Below are 21700 nucleotides of genomic sequence, written 5' to 3' on the forward strand. Positions count from 1 at the left end.
ACACGACGTGCGGATCGGGGGCGATCCGGCGCGAACACTGATCCGCGCGCCCGTCTGTGGTCCCGTCCCCCATGGGGCGGGACCACACCGGTCTCACACGGGACGTGTGCGTCCCTCCCAGTACGGGTCCCGCAGCCGCCGCTTGTACAGCTTGCCGTTGGGGTCGCGGGGCATCTCGGCGATGAAGTCGACGCTCCTGGGACGTTTGTAGCCCGCGAGCCGCCCGGCGCAGTGGTCGAGGAGCGCGGCGGCCAGCGCCGGGCCCGGTTCATGGCCCGGGGCCGGTTCGACCACGGCCTTGACCTCCTCGCCCCAGTCGTCGTGCGGGATGCCGAAGACGGCGGCGTCGGCGACGGCGGGATGGGCCAGGAGGGCGGACTCGACCTCGGCCGGGTAGATGTTCACCCCGCCGGAGATGATCATGTCGATCTTGCGGTCGCGGAGGAAGAGGTAGCCGTCCTCGTCCAGGTAGCCGAGGTCGCCGACGGTGAAGAAGTCGCCGATGCGGTTCTTCCGCGTCTTGGCCTCGTCCTTGTGGTACGAGAAGCCGCCGGTGTTCATCTTCAGGTACACGGTGCCGAGTTCACCCGGCGGCAGCCGCTCGCCGTCCTCGTCGAAGACCGCGAGTTCGCTGATCGGCCAGGCCTTGCCGACGGTGCCGGGCTTCTTCAGCCAGTCCTCGGCGGTGGCGAAGGCCCCGCCGCCCTCGCTGGCGGCGTAGTACTCCTCCACACAGTCCCCCCACCAGTCGATCATCGCCCGCTTCACGTGGTCGGGGCAGGGGGCGGCCCCGTGGATGGCGTGCCGCATGGACGAGACGTCGTAGCGGGCCTTGACGTCGTCCGGGAGGGCCAGCAGCCGGTGGAACTGGGTCGGGACCATATGGGTGTGCGTGCACCTGTGCGCGTCGATGAGGCGGAGCATCTCCTCGGGCGTCCACTTGTCCATCAGCACCAGGCGGTGGCCGATGTGCAGGGAGGCGCCCGCGAACTGGAGAACGGCGGTGTGGTAGAGCGGCGAGCAGACGAGGTGCACGTTGTCGTCGTACGGCTGGATGCCGAAGATGCCGAGGAAGCCGCCGAGATAGGCCTCCTCGGGGCGCTTGCCGGGCAGCGGCCGGCGGATGCCGCGCGGGCGGCCTGTGGTGCCCGAGGTGTAGTTCATGACCCAGCCCAGCTCCCGGTCACAAGGTGCCGACCCAGGCTGCCCGGCGAGCAGTTCGGCGTACGGCCGGAAGCCCTCGACCGTGCCGACGGCGTACCGGTGGCTCGGCGGGAGCCCGGCCTCGTCGGCCGCCCGGCGGGCCGGGCCGGCGAACCGCTCGTGGGCGAGGAGCACCTTGGCGCCGGAGTCGGCGACGATCCAGGCGATCTCCGGGCCCACGAAGTGGTGGTTGACGGGGACGAGGTAGAGACCGGCCTGGCTGGCGGCGAGGTACGCGGTGAAGAACTCGGGGCCGTTGGGCAGGACGACCGCGAAGGCGTCCCCGCGCCCGAGGCCTGCGGCGCGCAGGCCGTGGACGAGACGGTTCGCGGCGGCGTGCAGCCGTCCGGCCGTCCACTCCTCGCCGTCCGGGGCGATCAGGACCGTACGGCCGGGGTCCTGGGCGGCCTGGGCCCAGAAACCGGGGGGTGTGCTGGCGGGTGCGCTCACGGCCGGCCGCTCCTTCCGGCGATGCGGTTGACGCGGTCCACGGCCTTCTCGAAGCCGCGGGTGAGGTCGTCGAAGACGGCCTGGACGCTGCGTTCGGCGGTCATCCGGCCGACGATCTGGCCGACCGGGGTGCCGAGCAGGGGCTCGACCTCGTACTTCTGGATGCGGGAGACGGCCTCGGCGACCAGCAGACCCTGCAAGGGCATGGGCAGGGTGCCGGGGCCGGCCGGGCCGTCCCAGGCGTCGGTCCACTCGGTGCGCAGCTGGCGTGCGGGTTTCCCGGTCAGGGCGCGGGAGCGGACGGTGTCCCCGGACCCGGCGGCGAGCAGTTTGCGGGTCAGGGCGGGCGAGTGGAGGTCGGCTTCTGTGGTGGTCAGCCATATGGAGCCCAGCCATACACCTTGGGCGCCGAGGGTGAGTGCGGCGGCCACCTGTGGTCCGCTGCCGATGCCGCCCGCGGCCAGGACGGGCAGCGGGTCGACGGCCTCCACGATCTCGGGTGTGAGCACCATGGTGGCGATCTCCCCGGTGTGGCCGCCGGCCTCGTAGCCCTGGGCCACCACGATGTCGATGCCGACTTCCTGGTGCTTGCGGGCGTGCCGGGCGCTGCCGGCGAGCGCGGCGACCAGGATGTCGCGGTCGTGGGCTCGCTCGACGATGTCGGCGGGCGGCGAGCCGAGGGCGTTGGCCAGCAGCCTGATCGGGTAGTCGAAGGCGACGTCGAGCTGGGTGCGGGCGACCTGTTCCATCCAGCCGGTGATGCGCCACCCGGACGCCTCCCCCTCGACCAGTTCCGGGACGCCGTGCGCGGCGAGGGTGTCCCGTACGAACCGCCGGTGTTCCTCGGGGATCATCGCCTCGACGTCGGCCTCCGTGACGCCCTCGACCTTCTTCGCGGGCATGACCACGTCCAGCCCGTAGGGCCGGCCCCCGGCGTGGGCGTCGAGCCAGTCGAGGTCGCGTTTGAGGTCGTCGGGGGCGGTGTAGCGGACCGCGCCGAGCACGCCGAAGCCGCCGGCCCGGCTGATGGCCGCGGCGACGGCGGGGAACGGTGTGAAGCCGAAGACGGCGTGCTCGATTCCCAGTTTCCTGCTCAGCTCCGTCTGCATGGGCGCAGGATGCCGCAGCCGACCGGACGACGGAAGACCCTTTCTGATACATCGTCAGATTTCTCGGAAGCTCACGCGCCCCGTTGACACATCCCCTCCCTGACAGGAAAGTTTCACGGTGCAAGGCAGGCGCCGAAAGATTCTTTCACGCGGGAGGCCGCAGCATGACGGACGACGTGGCAGGCGGACGAGCGAGCGGACCCACCCGCCGCCGGCTCGTCGCGGGCACCCTGGCGGCGGGCGGCGCACTCGCCCTCGCCGCGCTCCCGGCGGGCCCGGCCGCCGCCGCACCCGCCCCCGGCCGCCACCCCACCCTGCGCCACGGCTCGCCGGAACGCGCCGGGCTGCTCCCCGCGCACCTGCGGCAACTCGTCACGGACGCCGAGGCGTTCCTCGCCCCCTCCCCCCGGCACCCCTGGTACGCGGGCGCCGTGCTGCTCGCCGGGCGCGGCGGCACCGTGGCGCTGCACGAGCCGATCGGCATGGCGGTGCGCTACGCCCGGTACGACGAGAAGACCGACACCGGCGTCGAACTGCCGCCCGAACAGCGGCTCCCGATGACCCGGGACACCGTGTTCGACCTCGCCTCCGTCTCCAAGCTGTTCACCTCCCTCCTCGCCGTGCAGCAGATCGAGCGGGGCGCACTGGCCCTGGAGGGGACGGTCGCCTCGTACCTGCCGGAGTTCGGACGCGCGGGCAAGCAGTCGGTGACGATCCGTCAACTCCTCACCCACACCTCGGGCTTCCGCGCGTGGCTCCCGCTGTACGACGCGCCGACGTACGAGGGGAAGCTCCAGCTCATCTGGGACGAGGCACCCCTGAACCCGCCGGGCACCGCCTACCTCTACTCGGACCTGAACCTGATCTCCCTCCAGCTCGTCCTGGAGAAGATCACCGGCCGCGCGCTGGACGTGCTGCTGCGTGACGAGATCACCGGACCGCTCGGCCTCGACAGCACCCGCTACAACCCGCCCGCCTCCTGGAAGCCGCGGATCGCGGCCACCGAGGACGCGCGCCGGCCCTGGTCCGGGCTGGACCGCGGGATGGTGTGGGGCGAGGTGCACGACGAGAACGCGTACAGCCTGGGCGGGGTGGCCGGCCACGCGGGGGTGTTCGCGAGCGCGTGGGACCTCGCGGTCCTCGGCCGTACGCTGCTCGGTGGCGGCCGGTACGGCCGGGCCCGCATCCTGCGGCCCGAGTCGGTGGACCTGATGTTCACCGACTTCAACACGGCCTTCCCCGGCGACGAGCACGGCCTCGGCTTCGAGCTGTACCAGCACTGGTACATGGGGGCGATGGCCACCCCGCGCACGGCCGGCCACACCGGCTTCACCGGCACCTCGCTCGTGCTCGACCCCACGACCGACTCGTTCCTGGTCGTCCTCGGCAACTCCGTGCACCCGGTGCGTAGCTGGCGGTCCGGTTCCGCTCCCCGGGTCGCCGCCGGGAACCACCTCGCCCGCGCGGTGCCGGTCCGTCCGGCGAGCGGCCGTACGGCCTGGTTCTCGGGCATGGCGAACGCCACGGCCGCCACGCTCACCCTGCCGGCGCTGGACACCTCCTCGGGCGCGGCCCGGCTGCGCTGCGCCCTGTGGTGGGACACCGAACCCCGGTCCGACCTGGTGGCCCTGGAGTCCACCACGGACGGCGGGACCACCTGGCACCCGGTTCCCTTCACCACCACCCGCCATGGCGAGGACCCCGAGGACCACCCGGCGGGCACGGTCACCGGCTGGTCGGGCCGCGTCTGGCACCGGCTGACCGCCGCCCTGCCGGCCGACCCCCGGCTGGTCCTGCGCTGGCGGTACACCACGGACGCGCTGTACGTCGGCCGTGGCGCGTACGTCGACGCGCTGCGCGTCGACGCGGGCGGGACGGTGCTGTTCGACGGGGCGCGCCCGGCGGACGCGGCACGGATCGCGGCGGTGGGCTGGCAGGGCTCGGCCGACTGAGCCGGGGACCCCGTGGTCAGTGCCGCTCCAGCACCGCCATCGCCGCGTTGTGCCCCGGCACCCCGCTGACCCCGCCCCCGCGCACCGCGCCCGCCCCGCACAGCAGGACGTTGGGGTGCCGCGTCTCCACGCCCCAACGGCCGCTGTCCTCCTCGGCGTAGGGCCAGGACAGGGCCCGGTGGAAGATGTTGCCGCCGGGCAGCCGCAGGTCCCGTTCGAGGTCGAGCGGGGTCTTCGCCTCGATGCAGGGGCGGCCGTCGGCGTCGGTGGCCAGGCAGTCCGCGAGGGGCTCGGCGAGGTGGGCGTCGAGCTGGGCGAGGGTCGACTTCAGCAGTTCCTCGCGTACGGCGTCGTTGTCCCGGTCGAAGAGCCGGGCCGGGGCGTGCAGGCCGAAGAGGGTGAGGGTCTGGTAGCCGCGTTCGGCCAGGTCGGCGCCGAGGATGGTGGGGTCGGTCAGGGAGTGGCAGTAGATCTCCGAGGGCGGGGCGGCGGGGAGTTCGCCTGCGGCGGCCTGGGCGTGGGCGGTGGCCAGTTGCCGGTAGCCCTCGGCGATGTGGAAGGTGCCGGCGAACGCCTCGCGCGGGTCGGCCTCGGGGTCGCGCAGCCGGGGCAGCCGGGTGAGCAGCATGTTGACCTTGAGCTGGGCCCCTTCGACGGGTTCGGGCGCCGGACCGCCGGTGAGGACGGCCAGTTCGTGCGGGGAGGCGTTCACCAGGACGTGCCGGGCGGCGGCGGTGCCCTCGCCGGCGGCGGTGCGGTAGACGACCTCGGCGGTCGTCCCGTCCGTGTCGATCCGGATCGCCTCGTGCCCGGTGGCGATGCGCGCGCCCGCCGCGCGCGCCGCGGCGGCCAGCGCGTCGGTCAGGGCACCCATGCCGCCGACGGGCACGTCCCAGGCGCCGGTCCCGCCGCCGATGACGTGGTAGAGGAAGCAGCGGTTCTGGACGAGGGTGGGGTCGTGGGCGTCGGCGAAGGTGCCGATGAGCGCGTCGGTGAGGACGACACCCCGGACCAGGTCGTCGGTGAAGGTCCGCTCGATGGCGGCGCCGACCGGCTCCTCGAACAGGGCGCGCCAGGCGGCCTCGTCGTCGATGCGGCGGCGCAGTTCGTCGCGGGTGGGCAGCGGTTCGGTGAGCGTCGGGAAGACGCGCTGGGCGACGTGGCCGGTCATGCCGTAGAAGCGCTGCCAGGCCTCGTACTCGTGGTCGCCGCCGGTCAGCCGGGCGAACGCCTCCCGGGTGCGCTGCTCGCCGCCGCCGACGAGGAGGCCGGTGGGCCGGCCCGCGCGCTCCGCCGGGGTGTACGACGAGATGGTGCGGGAGCGGACGCGGAAGTCCAGTCCGAGGTCGCGCACGATCTTGTCCGGCAGCAGGCTGACCAGGTAGGAGTAGCGCGACAGGCGGGCGTCGACCCCGGCGAACGGGCGGGTGGAGACGGCGGCGCCGCCGGTGTGGTCCAGGCGTTCCAGCACCAGCACCGAGCGGCCGGCCCGGGCCAGGTAGGCGGCGGCGACCAGGCCGTTGTGGCCTGCGCCGACGATGACGGCGTCGTACGCGCGGGATCCCTCGTTCGCGGACATGGTCCTTCGTAGCACGCGGTGATCCACGACGGCCAGAGGCGGGCCGGGGCCGGATCAGGCCCTCACCTTGTGCGGTGCCGGACGCGCCTGCGGGCCGAGTCGCGCCATGGCGCGCAGGATGTGCTTCGGCGGGAGCTGCCAGCGCAGCCGTGCGGGGATCCGGCGCAGCACGGCCGCGGTGACGCGCAGCCGGCGGGTGACGTCGGCGGGCGCGGGGGCGGGCCTGCCGTACAGCTCATGGGCGTACGGCGGCAGGGCCGCGTACGCCAGCAGGGCCACCCGCCGCCACAGCAGTGCGCGCGCCGGAACCAGGAGGGGGTGGGCCGGCGGCCGGAGCAGGAAGTCGTCCACGTCGTGTGCATCGGGTCCGGCGGCCAGCTCCGGCCGGACCGCCTCGAAGTACGCGGCCAGCTCCGCCCGGCTCGCCGGTACGGTGTGCGGGTCGAGCCCCACCAGGCGGGCGCTGACGCGGTGTTCGGCGATGTACCGGTCGGCCTGGGCGTCGGTGAGCGGGAAGCCGGAGCGGCGCAGGACGTGCAGATAGGAGTCGATCTCCGCGCAGTGCACCCACAGCAGCAGCTCCGGCTCGTCGACGCCGTACCGCTCGCCGGTGTCCGGGTCGGTCGCGGTGAGCATGCTGTGGATCTTCCGCACCCGCGCCCCGGCCCGCTCGGCGGCCTCGCTCGTGCCGTAGGTCGTGGTCCCGACGAAGTGCGCGGTCCGCATCAGCCGCCCCCAGGCGTCCCGCCGGAAGTCGGAGTTCTGCATGACACCCCGGACCGCACGCGGGTGCAACGCCTGGAGGTACAGCGCACGGACCCCGGCGACCCACATCATGGGGTCGCCGTGCATCTGCCAGGTCACGGAGGCGGGGGTGAACAGTCCGGGGTCACCCGGGCCCGCGGATGTGCCCACAGCCATCGGACGTGACCCCCTGCCGTTGTCGACCGGCGCGTGTGCCGGTGCGCGGAGCATCGCACCGAGCTCCCTCGGCGCAGCCTATTCGCCCGAGCCCTCCGGCGGAATCGGAGCGTCGCGGTGGCTGTGCGGCAGCGTGTACCGCTGTCGACCCGCGCTCCCGACTCACTGATCGATACGGCGCGCCGTTCATCAGGGCGCCCATGGCGAGCCCCTCCTCCCCGGCCGCCTTCTCAGGGCTGTCGCAGCGGACGACCGCGAGGGCGCGAACAGGGTGGGAACGGCCCTGGCGGCAGGGCCGTTCGTCCCCTGCTGCGGGGCCGGCGCGCCGGGGTGTGATGGACGGGGACCATGCCTCATCCAGCGACGCCGGACGGACAGAGGTGGCCATGAACCACTCCGCCTACATCACACGGCTGCGCTCCCTGGCCGTGACCGTTGCCTCGGCACGGCTGGAGCCCGCATTCCTGGCTGTCACAGCGGCGGCCTTGACCGCAGGGGGTGCCGCCTGGCTCGCCGGTGACGAGGGTCTCGCCGACCTCCTGTGGGGTCTGGGTACATGGGCCGCGGTTCTACCAGCGGTGGGCTGGGTGCTCGCCGCACTTCGTCACGGCCGTGCGGGCGTCGACCTGATCGCGGTTCTCGCTCTCGGTGGCACCCTCGCCGTCCATGAGTACCTGGCCGGTGCGCTGATCGCGCTGATGCTGGCCACCGGGCGGACCCTGGAGGCGGCCGCCCAGCGGCGGGCCTCGCACGATCTGCGTGCGCTGCTGGAGCACGCGCCCCGCTCGGCACGCCTCCGGACAGCGGCCGGCGTCACGACGGTTCCGCTGGCCGACGTCGCCGTGGGTGATCTGCTCGTCGTGGGTCCTGGCGAGGTTGTCCCCGTCGACGGGCGGGTGGAGGACGTCGTGGCCAACCTCGACGAGTCCGTGCTCACCGGCGAGTCCCTGCACGTCGAACGGGCGGCGGGTGACACGGTCCGCAGCGGGGTGGTCAACGCCGGCGGCGCCTTCGAGCTGCGGGCCACGGCAGGCGAGCAGGACAGTACCTACGCCGGAATCGTGCGTCTGGCCAGGCAGGCCGGGGCCGAGTCGGCGCCCGTGGTCCGGCTGGCCGACCGCTACGCGGTCTGGTTCCTTCCGCTCGCCCTGGCGATGGCGGGACTGGCCTGGCTGCTGAGTGGCTCGGCGGTCCGGGCGGTCGCGGTGCTGGTGGTCGCCACCCCTTGTCCGCTACTACTGGCCGCACCGGTGGCCATCGTCTCCGGGATTTCCCGCGCCTCACGCCTGGGAGTTGTCATGCGTGACGGTGGCGCCCTGGAGAACCTGGGCCGGGCCCGCACCCTGCTGCTCGACAAGACCGGCACCCTCACCCGCGGCTGCCCTCGCGTCCTGGACGTGTTCGCTGCACCGGGGTGGCAGCCTGCGGAGGTGCTGAGGCTGGCCGCGTCGCTGGACCAGTACTCCCCGCATGTCCTGGCCGAGGCGATCGTCGGCGCCGCGCAGGAGCGGAAGCTGGTCCTGGCGGTGCCGTCCGATGTCACGGAGAAGCCAGGCCAGGGTGCCTCCGGCACCGTGGACGGGCACCGGGTGTCCGTCGGCCGCATCGACGCGTCCGGCGCACGCCCGGCCTGGGCGAGGGTGGCGGACAACCGGGCGCTTCTCGACGGCGCGGCCGTCGCCTGGCTGACCGTGGACGGATGTCAGGTAGGTGCGGTGCTGCTCCGGGATCCCCTCCGCCCCGATGCCCCACGCGCCCTTCGCCACCTACGGGCCGCGGGCATCGAGCGGCTGATGATGCTGACGGGCGACCGTGCGGAGCCGGCGGCCGAGGTGGGCTCCGTCCTCGGCCTGGACGACGTCCGCTCCGGCCTCGACCCCGCCGGCAAGGTCGCCGCCGTACGGGCCGAACGCGAACGCGCGGTCACCGTCATGGTGGGCGACGGTGTGAACGACGCCCCCGCGCTGGCCGCCGCGGACATCGGTGTGGCGATGGGTGCCCGCGGCTGCACCGCCTCCTCGGAGGCCGCTGACATCGTGCTGACCACCGATCGCGTGGACCGGCTCGCCGATGCCCTGTTCATCGCCGTACGGGCCCGGCGAATCGCCGTGCAGAGTGCCCTGGGCGGGATGGCGATGTCCCTGGCCGCGATGGCCGCAGCCGCCGTCGGCCTGCTACCACCCGCCGGCGGCGCCCTCCTCCAGGAGGCCATCGACGTGGCGGTCATCCTGAACGCCCTGCGCGCGCTGCGCACGGACCAGGCCACACAGCTGGCGCTGGCCCCCGCCGCCGAGGCGCTCATCCAACGCTTCGCCTCGGAACACAACGACCTCCAGGATGTGCTCGAGGCGGTGCACAGCGCGGCTGACCGCCTCTCCGACGGCCCCGGCCCGCAGGCTCTTGCGGCCGTCGAGGAGGCGCACCATCTGCTCACCGATCGGCTCCTGCCTCACGAGTACGCCGAGGAGCACGAGCTCTACCCCGCCCTCGCCCCGGCTCTCGGCGGCCCGGAGGCCACGGCCACCATGAGCCGGGCCCACACCGAGATCGAACGCCTCGCCCGCCGCATCGCCACCCACCTGCAGCTGGCCCGCGCCGAAGGCGGCCTGTCCCCTGGCCAGCTCGACGACCTGCGTTCCTGCCTGTACGGGCTGCACACCGTCCTCCGCCTGCACTTCACGCAGGAGGAGGAGAGCTACTTCTCGCTGGCCCAGTGAGATCCGCCAGAGGTGCGTGTCGGAGCACTGCGCCCCGGAGGGCCGTTCGGCCCGCGCGGTGCCCGGTCAGCCCCTGTGCCACCGGGCCCCCGCCGCCGGACGCTGAAGGCGGGATCCTCCGGAGGGAGAGTTCGTGATGACCGGCATCCAGGAAGCCCCGGTGCATGCCCTGCTGGCCGACGGAACCACGGTGCGCATACGGCAGGCGGGGCCGGCTGATCGTGCGGAGGTACAGCGGCTGTACGAGGCGATGTCACCCCAGAACCTGCGGATGCGCTTCTTCTCCGTCAGCCCGTCCTCCGCCCGGCAGGCCGCCGAGCGGGTGGCCGAGGGCGACCGCCCCGGGTACCGCGTCCTGGCCGCCGAGTACGACGGGCGGCTGGTGGGGCTGGCCGAGTACGAGGTGCTGCCGGGCGGCAGCACGGCGGAGATCTCGGTGGCCGTGGCCGACGGCTGGCACCACCGTGGTGTGGCCACCCTCCTGCTGGAACACCTCGCGGACGCCGCGCGTACGGCGGGCGTCACCGCCTTCAGCGCCGACGCCCTGACCGAGAACCACGACGTGCTGAAGGTCTTCCACGACCTGGGGCTGCGCGTCACGCGCCACTTCGACGGACCTGAGGTGCACTGCACGGTCGAACTCACCGAGGACGAGACCTACTTGAGCGCGGTCGAGGCCCGCGGTCGGGTCGCCGGCATCATCAGTCTGGAACCGCTGCTGCGGCCCCGGGCGGTCGCGGTGATCGGCGCGGGCCGCAGGCCCGGGTCGGTCGGGCGCGCCATCCTGCGGAACATCCGGAACGGTTCCTACGCCGGGCGGCTGTCCGTCGTGCATCCGCAGGCCGCCGCGATTGCCGGGGTGCACGCCTGCCGGTCCGTCGCCGAGCTGCCGCAGGTGCCGGACCTGGCCGTGATCGCCGTACCGGCCGCATCCGTTTCCCAGGTGGCCGAAGAGTGCGGGAGGGCCGGCGTGCGCGCCCTGCTCGTGGTGTCCGCGGGCCTCGACACACACGAGGGCAGCGCGCTGATGGACGCGTGCCGACGCCACGGCATGCGGCTCGTCGGCCCGAACTGCCTGGGCGTGGCCAACACCGGGGTAGACGTCCACCTGGACGCCACCTTCGCCGCACGGCATCCAGGAGAAGGCTCCGCCGGGGTCGCGGTGCAGTCCGGCGGAGTCGGCATCGCGCTGCTGGACGGGCTGGCCCGGCTCGGCATCGGGGTGTCGACCTTCGTCTCGCTCGGCGACAAGTACGACGTCAGCGGCAACGACATGCTCCAGTGGTGGGAGAGTGACGGGCACACCGACCTGGCGTTGCTGCACCTGGAGTCCTTCGGCAATCCCCGCTCCTTCTCGCGCACCGCCCGCCGGGTCGCACGAGCGATGCCGGTGCTGACCGTGGACGCGGGCCGGTCCGAGGCAGGACGGCGGGCCGCAGCCTCGCACACCGCGGCGGCGGCGACCCCGACCATGACCCGGCAGGCCCTGTTCACCCAGGCAGGCATCACCGCCACCCGCACCATCGGCGAACTCCTGGACACCGCCGCCCTCTTGCACGCCCAGCCGCTGCCCCGCGGCACGAAGGTCGCCGTCGTCAGCAACGCGGGCGGGGCCGGCGTCCTCGCCGCCGACGCGTGCGTGGACGCCGGACTGGTGATCCCGCCACTCGCCGCCGACGTGGTGGACGAGCTCCGCGCCCTGCTGCCCGACGGCGCCACCGCGACCAACCCCGTGGACGTCACCGCGGCCGTCGGCGAGGAGCGACTACAGGCATGCATCAGTCTTCTGGCCCGGCACGGCGCTGTCGACTCCGTCCTCGTGAGCCTGGTCCCCACGGCGGTCGCCACGGCCACCGGAGAAGACCTGGTACGCGCCCTGACCTCGGCCCCCGGCCCGCTCGCCCGCCCCGTCGTCGCGGTGCTCCCCGCGCAGGCGGCCCGCGTCGAGCTGCTGCCCACCGCCGGCAGGTCCACCGTGCCCGCGTACTCCGACGCCGAGGACGCTGCCCGCGCCCTGGCCCACGCCGCGGCCCGCGCCGACTGGCTCGCCCGGCCGCAGGGCACCGTACCGGAGTTGCCGGACGTGGAGACCATGCGGGCGAGGGACGTGGCCAACGCCTACGTGGAGGCCCGTCCGGAGGGCGGCTGGCTCGACCCTCGGACCACGGCCGCGCTCCTGGGCTGCTACGGCATCCGCCAGATCCCTTGGGCATGGGCCCGGGACGAGGACGAGGCGGTCGCGGTGGCCGAACGGCTCGCCGGACCGGACGGACGCGTGGTCATGAAGGCCTACTGGCCGGGTCTGGTGCACAAGAGCGAGCAACACGCCCTCCACCTGGACCTACAGAACGCCGCACAGGTCAGGGCCGCCCACCGCGACCTGGTCACCCGGTTCGGCGACCGGATGACCGGAGTCGTCGTCCAGCCGCTCGCCGAGCGTGGCACCGAACTGTTCGCCGGAGTCGTCCAGGACGAGGTCTTCGGACCCCTCGTGGTGTTCGGCCTCGGCGGTACGGCGACCGAACTGCTCGCCGACCACGCCGCCCGGCTCGCGCCGCTGACCGACCTGGACGTGCACGACCTGCTCACCTCCCCACGCTGCTCCCCCCTGCTGTTCGGTTATGCCGGCAGCCCTGCCGTCGACCTGGGCGCCCTGGAGCAACTCCTGCACCGCCTCTCCCGGATGGCCGCGGACCTTCCCCAGCTGGCGGAGGCCGACCTCAACCCCGTGCTGGCCGGGCCGCACGGCGTCACCGCCCTCGACACCCGCCTACGGCTGGTTCCGCGCCGGCCCCACGACCCGTACCTGCGCCGACTGCGCTGACCGGGCCACGACCGTTGCGAAGGAGGACGGTCATGAAGCCGACGAAGATCGGTGCCGTCATGAGCGGCGACGTCGTCACCGCCCGGTACGGCACCCCGTTCAAGGACGTCGTCCGCCTCTTGCGGGACCACGGCATCAGTGGGCTGCCCGTGATCGACGAGGACGACCGGGCCATCCGGGTCGTCTCCGAGAGCGACCTGATGCAGCGCCAGGCGCGGCCGAGCGGATCCGGTGGCCGTCTCAGCGTCTGGGCGTGCAGGCTCCGCCGCCGTACACGCGAGAGCTCCGCACGGAGCCGGGCTCGTACGGCCGGCGGAATCATGTCGGCACCCGCGGTGACGGTGCGTGCCGAAGCCGGCCTGCCGGAGGCCGCCCGGCTGATGGCTCGGCACGGCATCGAACGTCTGCCGGTGGTCGACGAGGAGGACCGGCTGGTCGGCATCGTCACCCGCCGCGATCTGCTCCAGGTCTACCTGCGCAGCGACGACGAGATCCGGCGGGCTGTGCAGCGCGAGGTGCTCGTCGACGCACTCCGGCTCGGCCCGCACACCGTCGACGTGGCGGTCTGCGAAGGTGTGGTCACTCTCTCCGGGCGACTGGGACGCCACAGCGACACCGCCGTCGCCATGACCTGGCGCGTCGACGATGTCGTGAACGTGGTCGACGACCTCGCCTACGGCTTCGACGACAGGCACGGACAGCCCGCCGGACCGGCCGTGCACGGGGTGGCGGGCGACTGGCTGCGCCGGTCGTGAGAAGTCCTGGACCGGCTGTGGGCGGTCGGTGCGGTGGCCGCGCCGACCGCCTCACGGGTCCCGGCGGGAGCGGGAGGGGGTGGCCGGGGCCGCCACTGACAGTGAGGGCGTGACCGTCCTGCGGGGTGAGGCGTGCCCATGCCGAGCCGGTGGACCAGCCGTGCGGTGGTAAGGACCCGCGGGAGGCGCGGAGGAGTGGCCGGCAGCCGCACACCGCGCGATCGGGGTCCGCGAGCGGGTGACGAGCCCTTCCCGTCCAGACATGCCATGGCCACGCCATCGGCGCCTCGTGCCGCGACGACCCCGTGCCGGAGGGGCTCGTCCTCGACTCGCTCCACGGCGTTCGGCCGGTCCAGTCGGCGGGCGTCAGGCTCCAGGCGGTGGACGCGGCCGGCGTTTCCCGGTCGGGGGCGCGCGGCCTGCGGGGCGACGGTCAGGTCCGTGTGGTCCCCCAGCCGGATCAGCCGCCCCGGATCGAGGTCGCACTCCGCGAGTACGGTGCCCGGCGGGAAATGCCTCTCCAGCGCCCGCTCGCGCAGGCGGGACAGCACCGCCCGGCCGGCCCCCTCGTCGTGGCGGGACGGGTCACCGACCGCGATGACGGCGATGCGCGGAGAGACGCAATTGATCGGGCTCCCTCCACCGCGGGTGCGTCCAGCGTGCGTGGACCGGCGGGCGGGGCGCACGGGCCGAAGGAAGCCCGACAAGGGCCAGCGCGGCCCTTTCGGAGGTGCGGCACGAGCTTGTTCCGGCGTGCAGCGGCACCGGCCCGGCGATGCCCCGCGCGGTATGAGCCGAAGGGCCTACGGCCGGGTCCGGGCGGCCTGTGGTGCCGGCTCCCGAAGGCGCGCACGCTGGGAGCGACAGCCCAGGAAGGGAGCCGGTGCGATGACCTCCGCAACCACCATGAGCACGGCGCTTGAGCCCGTGCACCGCGAACGGCTGATGCGCCTCGCGCGCGAGGTCTCCTTCGAGGCCGGCACCCGCCTGTTCGAGGAAGGCCGGCACGCCGACCGTTTCTGGATCGTCCGCACCGGCACCGTCGCCCTCGACCTGCACGTGCCCGGCCGCCGGCCGGCCGTCGTCGAGTCGCTCGGGCACGGCGAACTGGTCGGTTGGGCCTGGCACTTCCCGCCGTACCTCTGGCACCTGGGCGCCGAGGCGATGACCCCGGTGCGTGCCTGGGAGTTCGACGCCGAGGCGGTACGTGAGATGTGCGCCGCGGATCCCGCGTTCGGACGGGCCATAGCGGTGTGGGTGGGACGTGTGGTCGCCCAGCGGCTGCACGCCACCCGAGTCCGGCTGCTCGACCTGTACGCCCCCTACGGCAGCGGTGACCTGTTGTGACCGCCCGCCCGCTCCGGCCGGCCGAACGGCTTCGGGAGGAAGGCATGGAGAGCAGCCCGCACCGGGTGGGTGAGGTGATGACGCGTGCCGTCGTCACCGTGGGCCGCAAGGCCCTGTTCAAGGACATCGTCGAACGCATGGAGGAGTGGAAGGTCAGCGCCCTGCCCGTGCTGGAGGGTGACGGCCGGGTGATCGGGGTGGTCTCCGAGGCCGACCTGCTGCCGAAGGAAGCGCTCCGGGACAGCGACCCGGACCGGTTCTCCCGGACGCGCCACCTGACCGACCTCGCGAAGGCCGGGGCGGTGTCCGCCGAAGAGCTGATGACCACCCCGGCCGTCACCGTCCACGGGGACGCCACGCTCGCCGAAGCGGCACGGATCATGGCCTTGCGGCATGTCAAACGACTACCCGTGGTCGATGCCGAGGGCGTCCTCGAAGGCGTGGTCAGCCGCGGGGACCTGCTGAAGGTGTTCCTGCGACCCGACAACGACCTGGCGGACGAGATCCGCCGCGACGTCGTCGACGTCCTCTTCCCCGCCCCGGTCGAGCCCGTGCACATCGTCGTCAGCGACGGCGTCGCGACCCTGACGGGACGCGTCGGGGACGCCGCGCGGATTCCACTTGCCGCGCGCCTCGTCCAGGGTGTGGAAGGGGTCGTGGGCGTGGACTGCCGGCTCACCGCCGCCCGGTGACGCCTTCAGCGCGCGCCCGTTCGGCGTTCGTCGACGCGTCCGACCGCCCGGCTCGATCGGCCGTGGGGTTGCGGCCGTCGCCCCGTGACCGCCGTTGCGGTGCCTCTCACTGCCGGCCGTTGCCGATCAGCCTCTGCCCCCGCTCCGCTTCCGCCACTCGGGTCCGGCCCGCTCCCAATTCTCGTCCCACTCGGCCAGGCGCCGCAGCAGGAGCCGCTACGGATCAGCCGGCCTCCGGCCCGGACGGTCGCGTCGGCAGAGCCTCGAGGTCGCCGGTCATCACCACCTGCGCAGCGTCGCGCCCGTCCCGCTGGGGGCGGGGAGACGATCCGGCCGGTACGGTCCGTCCACACGATGAGCCTGCTGCCCACGGGGGAGCCCGGGAAGATCTTCGCCTGGCCGATGCGCGTCCTGCCGTCCGCGTCCGTCCGGCGCACCGCGGCCCACATCCGGCCGTCGTCGTCTCCATTGCCGCCGGGCAGGCTCTTCGGCGCGTCGTCGGTGGGTACGGCGGACACGACGTGCACCCGAGCGCGCCGGGCGGCGATCGCCGAGTCCATCGGCTGCGCCGCGACCACGCCCCGCGAGCGCTCCTCCGAGAAGGGTCAGGGTCCACGTGACGAGCACCATCCATGCCTCGACCACGTCACTGTGCCGCTTGAGCGGGTCGTGCCGCCAGCGCCACGGCCTCACCCGTGTCACGGTCGTGGGAGGTGTCCGTACCATCGGTCCGCCCCTCCGTCGGCATGCGGCCGGCCTCCGTCAGGCAGGGGCCGACCGTCACGGGTCCGGCGGATCCGGGTCGGGGTCCGGACGGCGGGGCGGACCGCTGAGCGCGCAGTGCACGTCCACCACGCCCGCGACGACCCGAGGCGAGGCGGGCGGCGAGCGGAATCAGAGCGGTATGGGGTCCCCTGACACCGGCCCGGCCGGCCCCCAGCCCGGCGCGAGGGGAGTGCCCGCTGTCCTACGTGCCACGCAGAGGCACCCGCCAGCGCAATGTGGCACCGCCTCCATCGGGGCTGGACACGTCCAAGTGCCCGCCCAGCTGTTCGGCACGCTCGGCCATGTTGCGCAGCCCGCTGCGTCGGCCGTCGGGCGGAATGCCCACACCGTTGTCCGAGACCGTGAGAGAGACCTCCCGGCCATCGGTCGTCACGGCGACCTGGGCCCGGTCGGCGCCGGCATGGCGGGCGGTGTTGGACAGAGCCTCGGAGAGGACTGCCACGATGTGGTCGGCGATCTCGTACGGCACATCCGTGTCGAGAAGGCCCTCCATACGCACACTCGGCGGAAACCCCAGCACGGCGGTCTCCTCGTCGACCACGCGCACGATCCGGGCCCGCAGCGCCGCGTCGGCGGCACCCTCGCGGGACCGCAACCCGAAGATGGCCGAACGGATGATCTTGATGGTCTCGTCCAGGTCGTCCACGGCCCGCAGCACCCGCTCTGCGGCCTCGGGATGCTCGATGAAGCGGCCCGCGCTCTGCAGCGTCATGCCGGTCGCGAAGAGCCGCTGGATGGCCAGGTCGTGCAGGTCCCGGGCGATCCGGTCACGGTCCTGGAGCACCGCGATCTGCTCGGCGTCCGTACGGCGCTCGGCCAGTTCCATCGCGATCGCGGCCTGCGCGGCGAAGCCCTGTAGCTTCTCGGTCTCCTGGCCCGAGAACACCGGCGCGCCGGCCTCGCGGGCCACCAGCACCACACCGCGCACGCCGCCTTCCCCGGTGCCGATGGGAACGGCCACGGCGGGGCCCAGCCCCTGGAAGCGCGGCGATTCCGGGGAAATCCGCTCGTCCTGGCCCATGTCGTCACTGGTGACCGGCGCGGCAGCGGAGAAGGCAAGGCCCATGAGAGTCGAGGACAGGGGCAGCACCAGCCCCCGGTGTGCCTGCGCGTCCATGCCGACGGCGATCTCCACGGCGAGGGACTCGGTGGCCTCCATGGGCAGCGCCACCGCCGCCAGTGCCGACCCCATGATCTCGCGCGCCCGTTCGGCGATCAGTTTCAGGGCCTCGGCGCGTGCGCTGCCGGACATCAGGCTGTAGGTGATCTCGGCGTTCGCACGCAGCCAGCGCTCGCGCAGCCGGGACTCCTCGTACAGCCGGGCGTTGTCGATCGCCACCCCGGCCGCCACGGCCAGCGTGGACAGCACCGACTCGTCCTCCTCGTCGAACTGCACCCCACCCCGCTTCTCGGTCAGGTACAGGTTGCCGAAGACCTGGTCGCGGACCCGGATGGGAACGCCGAGGAAGCTGTTCATCGGCGGATGGCCGGGCGGGAAGCCGTACGAGGCCGGGTGCTGGGAGATCTTCTCCAGCCGGAGGGGCTCAGGGTGCCGGATCACTTCACCGAGGATGCCGTGCCCCTCGGGGAAGGGGCCGATCTCGGCGATCTGCTCCTCGGTCACCCCGACGGTGAGGAAGGCCGAGAGGGAGCTGCCGTCCGGTCCGATGACGCCGAGGGCCGCGTATTCGGCGTCGACCAGCGCGGCGGCCGCCTCGACGATGGAGTGCAGTGCCTGCTCAAGGTCCAGTTCGCGGCCTACGGTGAGCACCGCCTCCAGCAGGCTGTGCACACGGTCCCGGATGCCGCGAGCCGCGTCGATCCGGGCCCGCAGCTCCTCCAGCAGCTCGTCGAGTTTGAGCTGGGGCAGTCGTACACGAGGCTCTTCTTCGCTTGCCATGACGCTCCTCCATGCCAGTCAACCAGCCTCTGCCGGTGGACGCAGAAAGGCGGCACCAGCGGCCGGAGACGGTCTGCCGACGGCGGAACCGGCCGCCCTCCCGGCTCTCAGGGCCGGTCGGCCCACCGCGTGGGACGGAGGGCACCTGCCTCGGCGCGCCGCTCCCTCCCAGGCTGGGAGGGAGCGAGAGCACGGAGCCGAGGAGTGGCGTCATGGCCCGCTATGTGTACGACTTCCAGGACGGTGGCCGTGACCTGGCCGGCCTGCTCGGCGGCAAGGGCGCGAACCTGGCCGAGATGGCCCGGCTGGGGCTGCCGGTACCGCCGGGGTTCATCGTCTCCACCGAAGCCTGCCGTGCGTTCCTGGCCACCGGCGAGGAACCGGAGGGGATGCCGGCGGAGGTCTCCCGGCACCTTTCGACGCTGGAGACGGGAGCCGGGCGGCTGCTGGGGCAGGGGGACGACCCGCTGCTGGTCTCCGTCCGCTCCGGGGCGCGCTTCTCGATGCCCGGCATGATGGAGACGGTTCTCGACATCGGCCTCAACGACGACTCCGTGCTCAGCCTGGCCAAGGTGTCCGGTAACGAGCGCTTCGCCTGGGACTCCTACCGCCGGGTCGTCCAGATGTACGGCAGCACGGTGATGGGAGTCGGTCCGGCCCTGTTCGACGAGGCCATGACCCTGCTGAAGGACGCCTGCGGGGCCCCCGACGATCTCCATCTCGACGCGAGCGACCTCGCATGGCTGGTGGGGACGTACAAGAGCCTGATCCGGGACGAGACCGGCCGCGACTTCCCCCAGTCCCCCGCCGAGCAGCTCCGGCAGGCGATCCTCGCCGTGTTCCGGTCCTGGAACGCCGAACGTGCCGTGCTGTACCGGCGGCGCGAGCACATCCCGGACGACCTCGGCACGGCCGTCACCGTGCAGCGCATGGTGTTCGGCAACCTCGGCCCCGACTCGGGCAGCGGCGTCGCCTTCACCCGCGACCCGGCCACCGGGCGCCCCGGGCTGTACGGCGACTACCTGCCGAACGCACAGGGCGAGGACGTCGTGTCGGGCGTGCGGGACGCCGTGCCGCTGGCCGAGCTGGAACGGCTGGACCCCCGCTCGTACCGACAGCTGCGCGACCACGCGCGAACCCTGGAGCGGCATTACCGCGACCTGTGCGACATCGAGTTCACCATCGAACGCGGAACGCTGTGGATGCTGCAGACCCGGGTGGGCAAGCGCACCGCCGAGGCCGCCTTCGCCATCGCCACCGAACTGGTGCGGGAAGGTCTCATCAGCTCGGACGAGGGCCTGGCGCGGGTGAGTGGTGACGGGCTGGTCCGGCTGATGTTCCCGCGCTTCGACACCACCGCCACGGGTGAGACGCTCGCCCACGGCGTGCCGGCCTCGCCGGGCGCCGCGGTGGGCGCGGCCGTGTTCGACTCCGCGGAGGCCGTGCGGCGGGCCGCGGCCGACGAGCGGGTCGTACTCGTCCGTGAGGAGACGACACCCGACGACCTGTCCGGGATGGTGGCCGCACAGGCGGTGCTGACCGGCCGCGGTGGCAAGACCAGCCACGCGGCCGTCGTCGCCCGGGGCATGGGCAAGGTGTGCGTGTGCGGGGCGCAGGACATCACCGTCGACACGCGGGCCCGGCGTTTCACCGCCCGTGACGGCACGGTCGTCGAGGAGGGCACCGTCATCTCGGTGGACGGTTCCACCGGTGACGTGTACCTCGGGGCGGTGCCGTTGGCCCCGTCGGCGACCATGCGGTACCTGGAGAGCGGTGAGCAGGCCGACAGCCTGGTCTCCGCGGTGGCCCGGGCGCTGGACCACGCCGACTCGGTTCGGCGCCTGGAGGTGCGGGCCAACGCCGACACCCCTGAAGACGCTGCCCGGGCCCGGACGTTCGGGGCGCAGGGGATCGGACTGTGCCGCACCGAGCACATGTTCCTCGGCGAGCGGCGCAAGCTGGTCGAGGAGATGATCCTCGCCCGTACCGATGCCGACCGCGACCGCGCGCTGGCGGCTCTGCTGCCGCTCCAGCGGCGCGACTTCACGGGCATCCTGGAGGCGATGGACGGCCTCCCGGTCACCGTCCGGCTGCTCGACCCACCCCTGCACGAGTTCCTGCCCGACCGCACCGACCTGGCCGTCCGTATCGCGGCCGTCGAGGCCACGGGTCGGCGACCGGACGTACACGACGCGGAGTTGCTCGCCGCGGTGAACCGGACGCACGAGGAGAACCCGATGCTGGGCCTGCGGGGCGTGCGGCTCGGCCTGGTGGTTCCCGGCCTGGTCGCGATGCAGGTCCGGGCGATCGCCGAGGCGGTCGTCGAGCGCACCCGAGCGGGTGGCTCTCCGCGAGCGGAGATCATGGTGCCGCTGGTCGGCGCCGTCGAGGAACTGCGACTCGCCCGCGAAGAGGTGGCCCGAGTCCTGGCCGAGGTGGGTGAGGAGACCGCCACCCCCGTCCACTGTCCTGTCGGCACGATGATCGAACTGCCCCGTGCGGCGCTCACCGCCGGCCGGATCGCCGAGGAGGCGGAGTTCTTCTCCTTCGGCACCAACGACCTCACCCAGACCACGTGGGGTTTCTCCAGAGACGACGTGGAGGCCGCGTTCTTCTCGGCCTACTTGGACAAGGGCGTCTTCACCGCCTCACCCTTCGAGACGCTCGACCGGGACGGGGTGGGCCGGCTGGTCCGGATCGCCGTCGAGGAGGGTCGTGCGGCGCGCCCGGACCTGGAGACCGGCGTCTGCGGCGAGCACGGTGGCGATCCGGAGTCGATCCGCTTCTTCCACGAGGTCGGTCTGGACTACGTCTCGTGCTCGCCGTTCCGGGTCCCGGTGGCCCGTCTTGAGGCGGGCCGTGCGGCCCTGGCGGACGTGGACGCGAGTGAGAGCAGGTGACGGGAGTGCACGGTCCCCTCATCGGCATGGGCCCGACCGGCAGCGGAAAGGAGGCGCGTCATGCCGGCCCGTGAGATGCGAGCACATCGGCGCATCGACCTCGACCACGCCGAGGCGCTGCGGTTGCTGGGCAGCGTGTCGCTGGGAAGGATCGTCTTCACCCGGCAGGCTCTCCCCACCGTCCGCCCGGTCAACCACGTCCTGGACGACGGCGACATCGTCATCCGTACCCACGAGGGTGCCGCGCTCACGTCTCACGCGCGGGAAACCGAGAGCACGGGCGTCGTCGTCGCGTACGAGGCCGATGTCATCGACCCGGACACCCACCTCGGCTGGAGCGTGGTCGTCACCGGGTACGCCCACCTGGTCACCGACCCGGTCGAACTGGAGCGCGTCCGTGGCCTGCTGGAGCCCTGGGTGCCGATGGAACCCATGGACCAGGCGGTGCGCATCCGCCCCGAGCTGGTCATCGGTGTGCTCCTCACCGAGACGGGCGGCGGGGCGAAGACAACCGGCTGACGGCGGTCACCCACACGGCGGGGGGTGGTACGGGTGCCCCGCCGTC

14 protein-coding genes are annotated in these 21700 nt (G+C 73.1%); 8 read left to right on the forward strand and 6 right to left on the reverse strand.

Features of this window, described 5'->3' with window-relative positions:
- Positions 1–93 precede the first annotated feature (93 nt).
- Positions 94–1653 carry an acyl-CoA synthetase gene (locus IE273_RS17705; protein WP_189816147.1) on the reverse strand — a complete coding sequence of 520 codons (1560 nt, stop codon included), beginning with the start codon at positions 1651–1653 and terminating at the stop codon, positions 94–96.
- Positions 1650–2762, reverse strand: a complete 1113-nt coding sequence (locus IE273_RS17710; RefSeq protein ID WP_189816148.1) for an NAD(P)H-dependent flavin oxidoreductase — start codon at positions 2760–2762, stop codon at positions 1650–1652. The genes IE273_RS17705 and IE273_RS17710 overlap by 4 nt, the downstream gene beginning before the upstream one ends.
- A 164-nt stretch (positions 2763–2926) precedes the next feature.
- Between IE273_RS17710 and IE273_RS17715 the strand changes: the two genes are divergently transcribed.
- Positions 2927–4714 (forward strand): serine hydrolase domain-containing protein, encoded by a 1788-nt coding sequence (locus IE273_RS17715; protein WP_189816149.1) that lies wholly within the window; start codon positions 2927–2929, stop codon positions 4712–4714.
- A gap of 16 nt (positions 4715–4730) precedes the next feature.
- Here the strand turns inward: IE273_RS17715 and IE273_RS17720 are convergent, their stop codons facing one another.
- Together IE273_RS17720 and IE273_RS17725 are read right to left on the reverse strand one after the other, a co-directional pair.
- Positions 4731–6293: a phytoene desaturase family protein gene (locus IE273_RS17720; RefSeq protein ID WP_189816150.1), complete on the reverse strand. Its 1563-nt coding sequence runs from the start codon at positions 6291–6293 to the stop codon at positions 4731–4733.
- A 54-nt stretch (positions 6294–6347) separates the two neighbouring features.
- A complete protein-coding gene (locus IE273_RS17725) occupies positions 6348–7214 on the reverse strand; it encodes an oxygenase MpaB family protein (protein WP_189816151.1) in 867 nt (288 codons plus the stop codon).
- Between the two features lie 386 nt (positions 7215–7600).
- On the opposite strand from IE273_RS17725, the gene IE273_RS17730 reads away from it, so the two are divergent.
- From IE273_RS17730 to IE273_RS17750, 5 genes are all read left to right on the forward strand, one after another.
- Positions 7601–9931 (forward strand): heavy metal translocating P-type ATPase, encoded by a 2331-nt coding sequence (locus IE273_RS17730; protein WP_189816152.1) that lies wholly within the window; start codon positions 7601–7603, stop codon positions 9929–9931.
- A 136-nt stretch (positions 9932–10067) separates the two neighbouring features.
- A complete protein-coding gene (locus tag IE273_RS17735; RefSeq protein ID WP_189816153.1) occupies positions 10068–12755 on the forward strand; it encodes a bifunctional acetate--CoA ligase family protein/GNAT family N-acetyltransferase in 2688 nt (895 codons plus the stop codon).
- A 32-nt stretch (positions 12756–12787) separates the two neighbouring features.
- Positions 12788–13510: a CBS domain-containing protein gene (locus tag IE273_RS17740; RefSeq protein ID WP_189816154.1), complete on the forward strand. Its 723-nt coding sequence runs from the start codon at positions 12788–12790 to the stop codon at positions 13508–13510.
- 888 nt (positions 13511–14398) lie between these two features.
- Complete coding sequence (locus tag IE273_RS17745; RefSeq protein WP_189816155.1) at positions 14399–14857, forward strand: Crp/Fnr family transcriptional regulator; 459 nt, start codon at positions 14399–14401, stop codon at positions 14855–14857.
- A gap of 44 nt (positions 14858–14901) precedes the next feature.
- Positions 14902–15549: a CBS domain-containing protein gene (locus tag IE273_RS17750; protein ID WP_189816156.1), complete on the forward strand. Its 648-nt coding sequence runs from the start codon at positions 14902–14904 to the stop codon at positions 15547–15549.
- Positions 15550–15554: 5 nt separating this feature from the next.
- Here the strand turns inward: IE273_RS17750 and IE273_RS45530 are convergent, their stop codons facing one another.
- Together IE273_RS45530 and IE273_RS17755 are read right to left on the reverse strand one after the other, a co-directional pair.
- The gene (locus IE273_RS45530; RefSeq protein WP_506005252.1) at positions 15555–16109 is read right to left on the reverse strand and encodes a hypothetical protein; all 555 of its coding nucleotides are present in this window, start codon (positions 16107–16109) and stop codon (positions 15555–15557) included.
- Between the two features lie 407 nt (positions 16110–16516).
- Positions 16517–18235, reverse strand: a complete 1719-nt coding sequence (locus IE273_RS17755; protein WP_189816157.1) for a sensor histidine kinase — start codon at positions 18233–18235, stop codon at positions 16517–16519.
- 212 nt (positions 18236–18447) lie between these two features.
- On the opposite strand from IE273_RS17755, the gene ppdK reads away from it, so the two are divergent.
- Positions 18448–21135: a pyruvate, phosphate dikinase gene (gene ppdK, locus IE273_RS17760; protein ID WP_189816158.1), complete on the forward strand. Its 2688-nt coding sequence runs from the start codon at positions 18448–18450 to the stop codon at positions 21133–21135.
- A gap of 60 nt (positions 21136–21195) precedes the next feature.
- A complete protein-coding gene (locus IE273_RS17765) occupies positions 21196–21654 on the forward strand; it encodes a pyridoxamine 5'-phosphate oxidase family protein (RefSeq protein ID WP_014677344.1) in 459 nt (152 codons plus the stop codon).
- Positions 21655–21700: the final 46 nt, after the last annotated feature.

Origin of the sequence: Streptomyces olivaceoviridis, assembly GCF_014650115.1 — a bacterium.
Classification (GTDB): domain Bacteria; phylum Actinomycetota; class Actinomycetes; order Streptomycetales; family Streptomycetaceae; genus Streptomyces; species Streptomyces olivaceoviridis.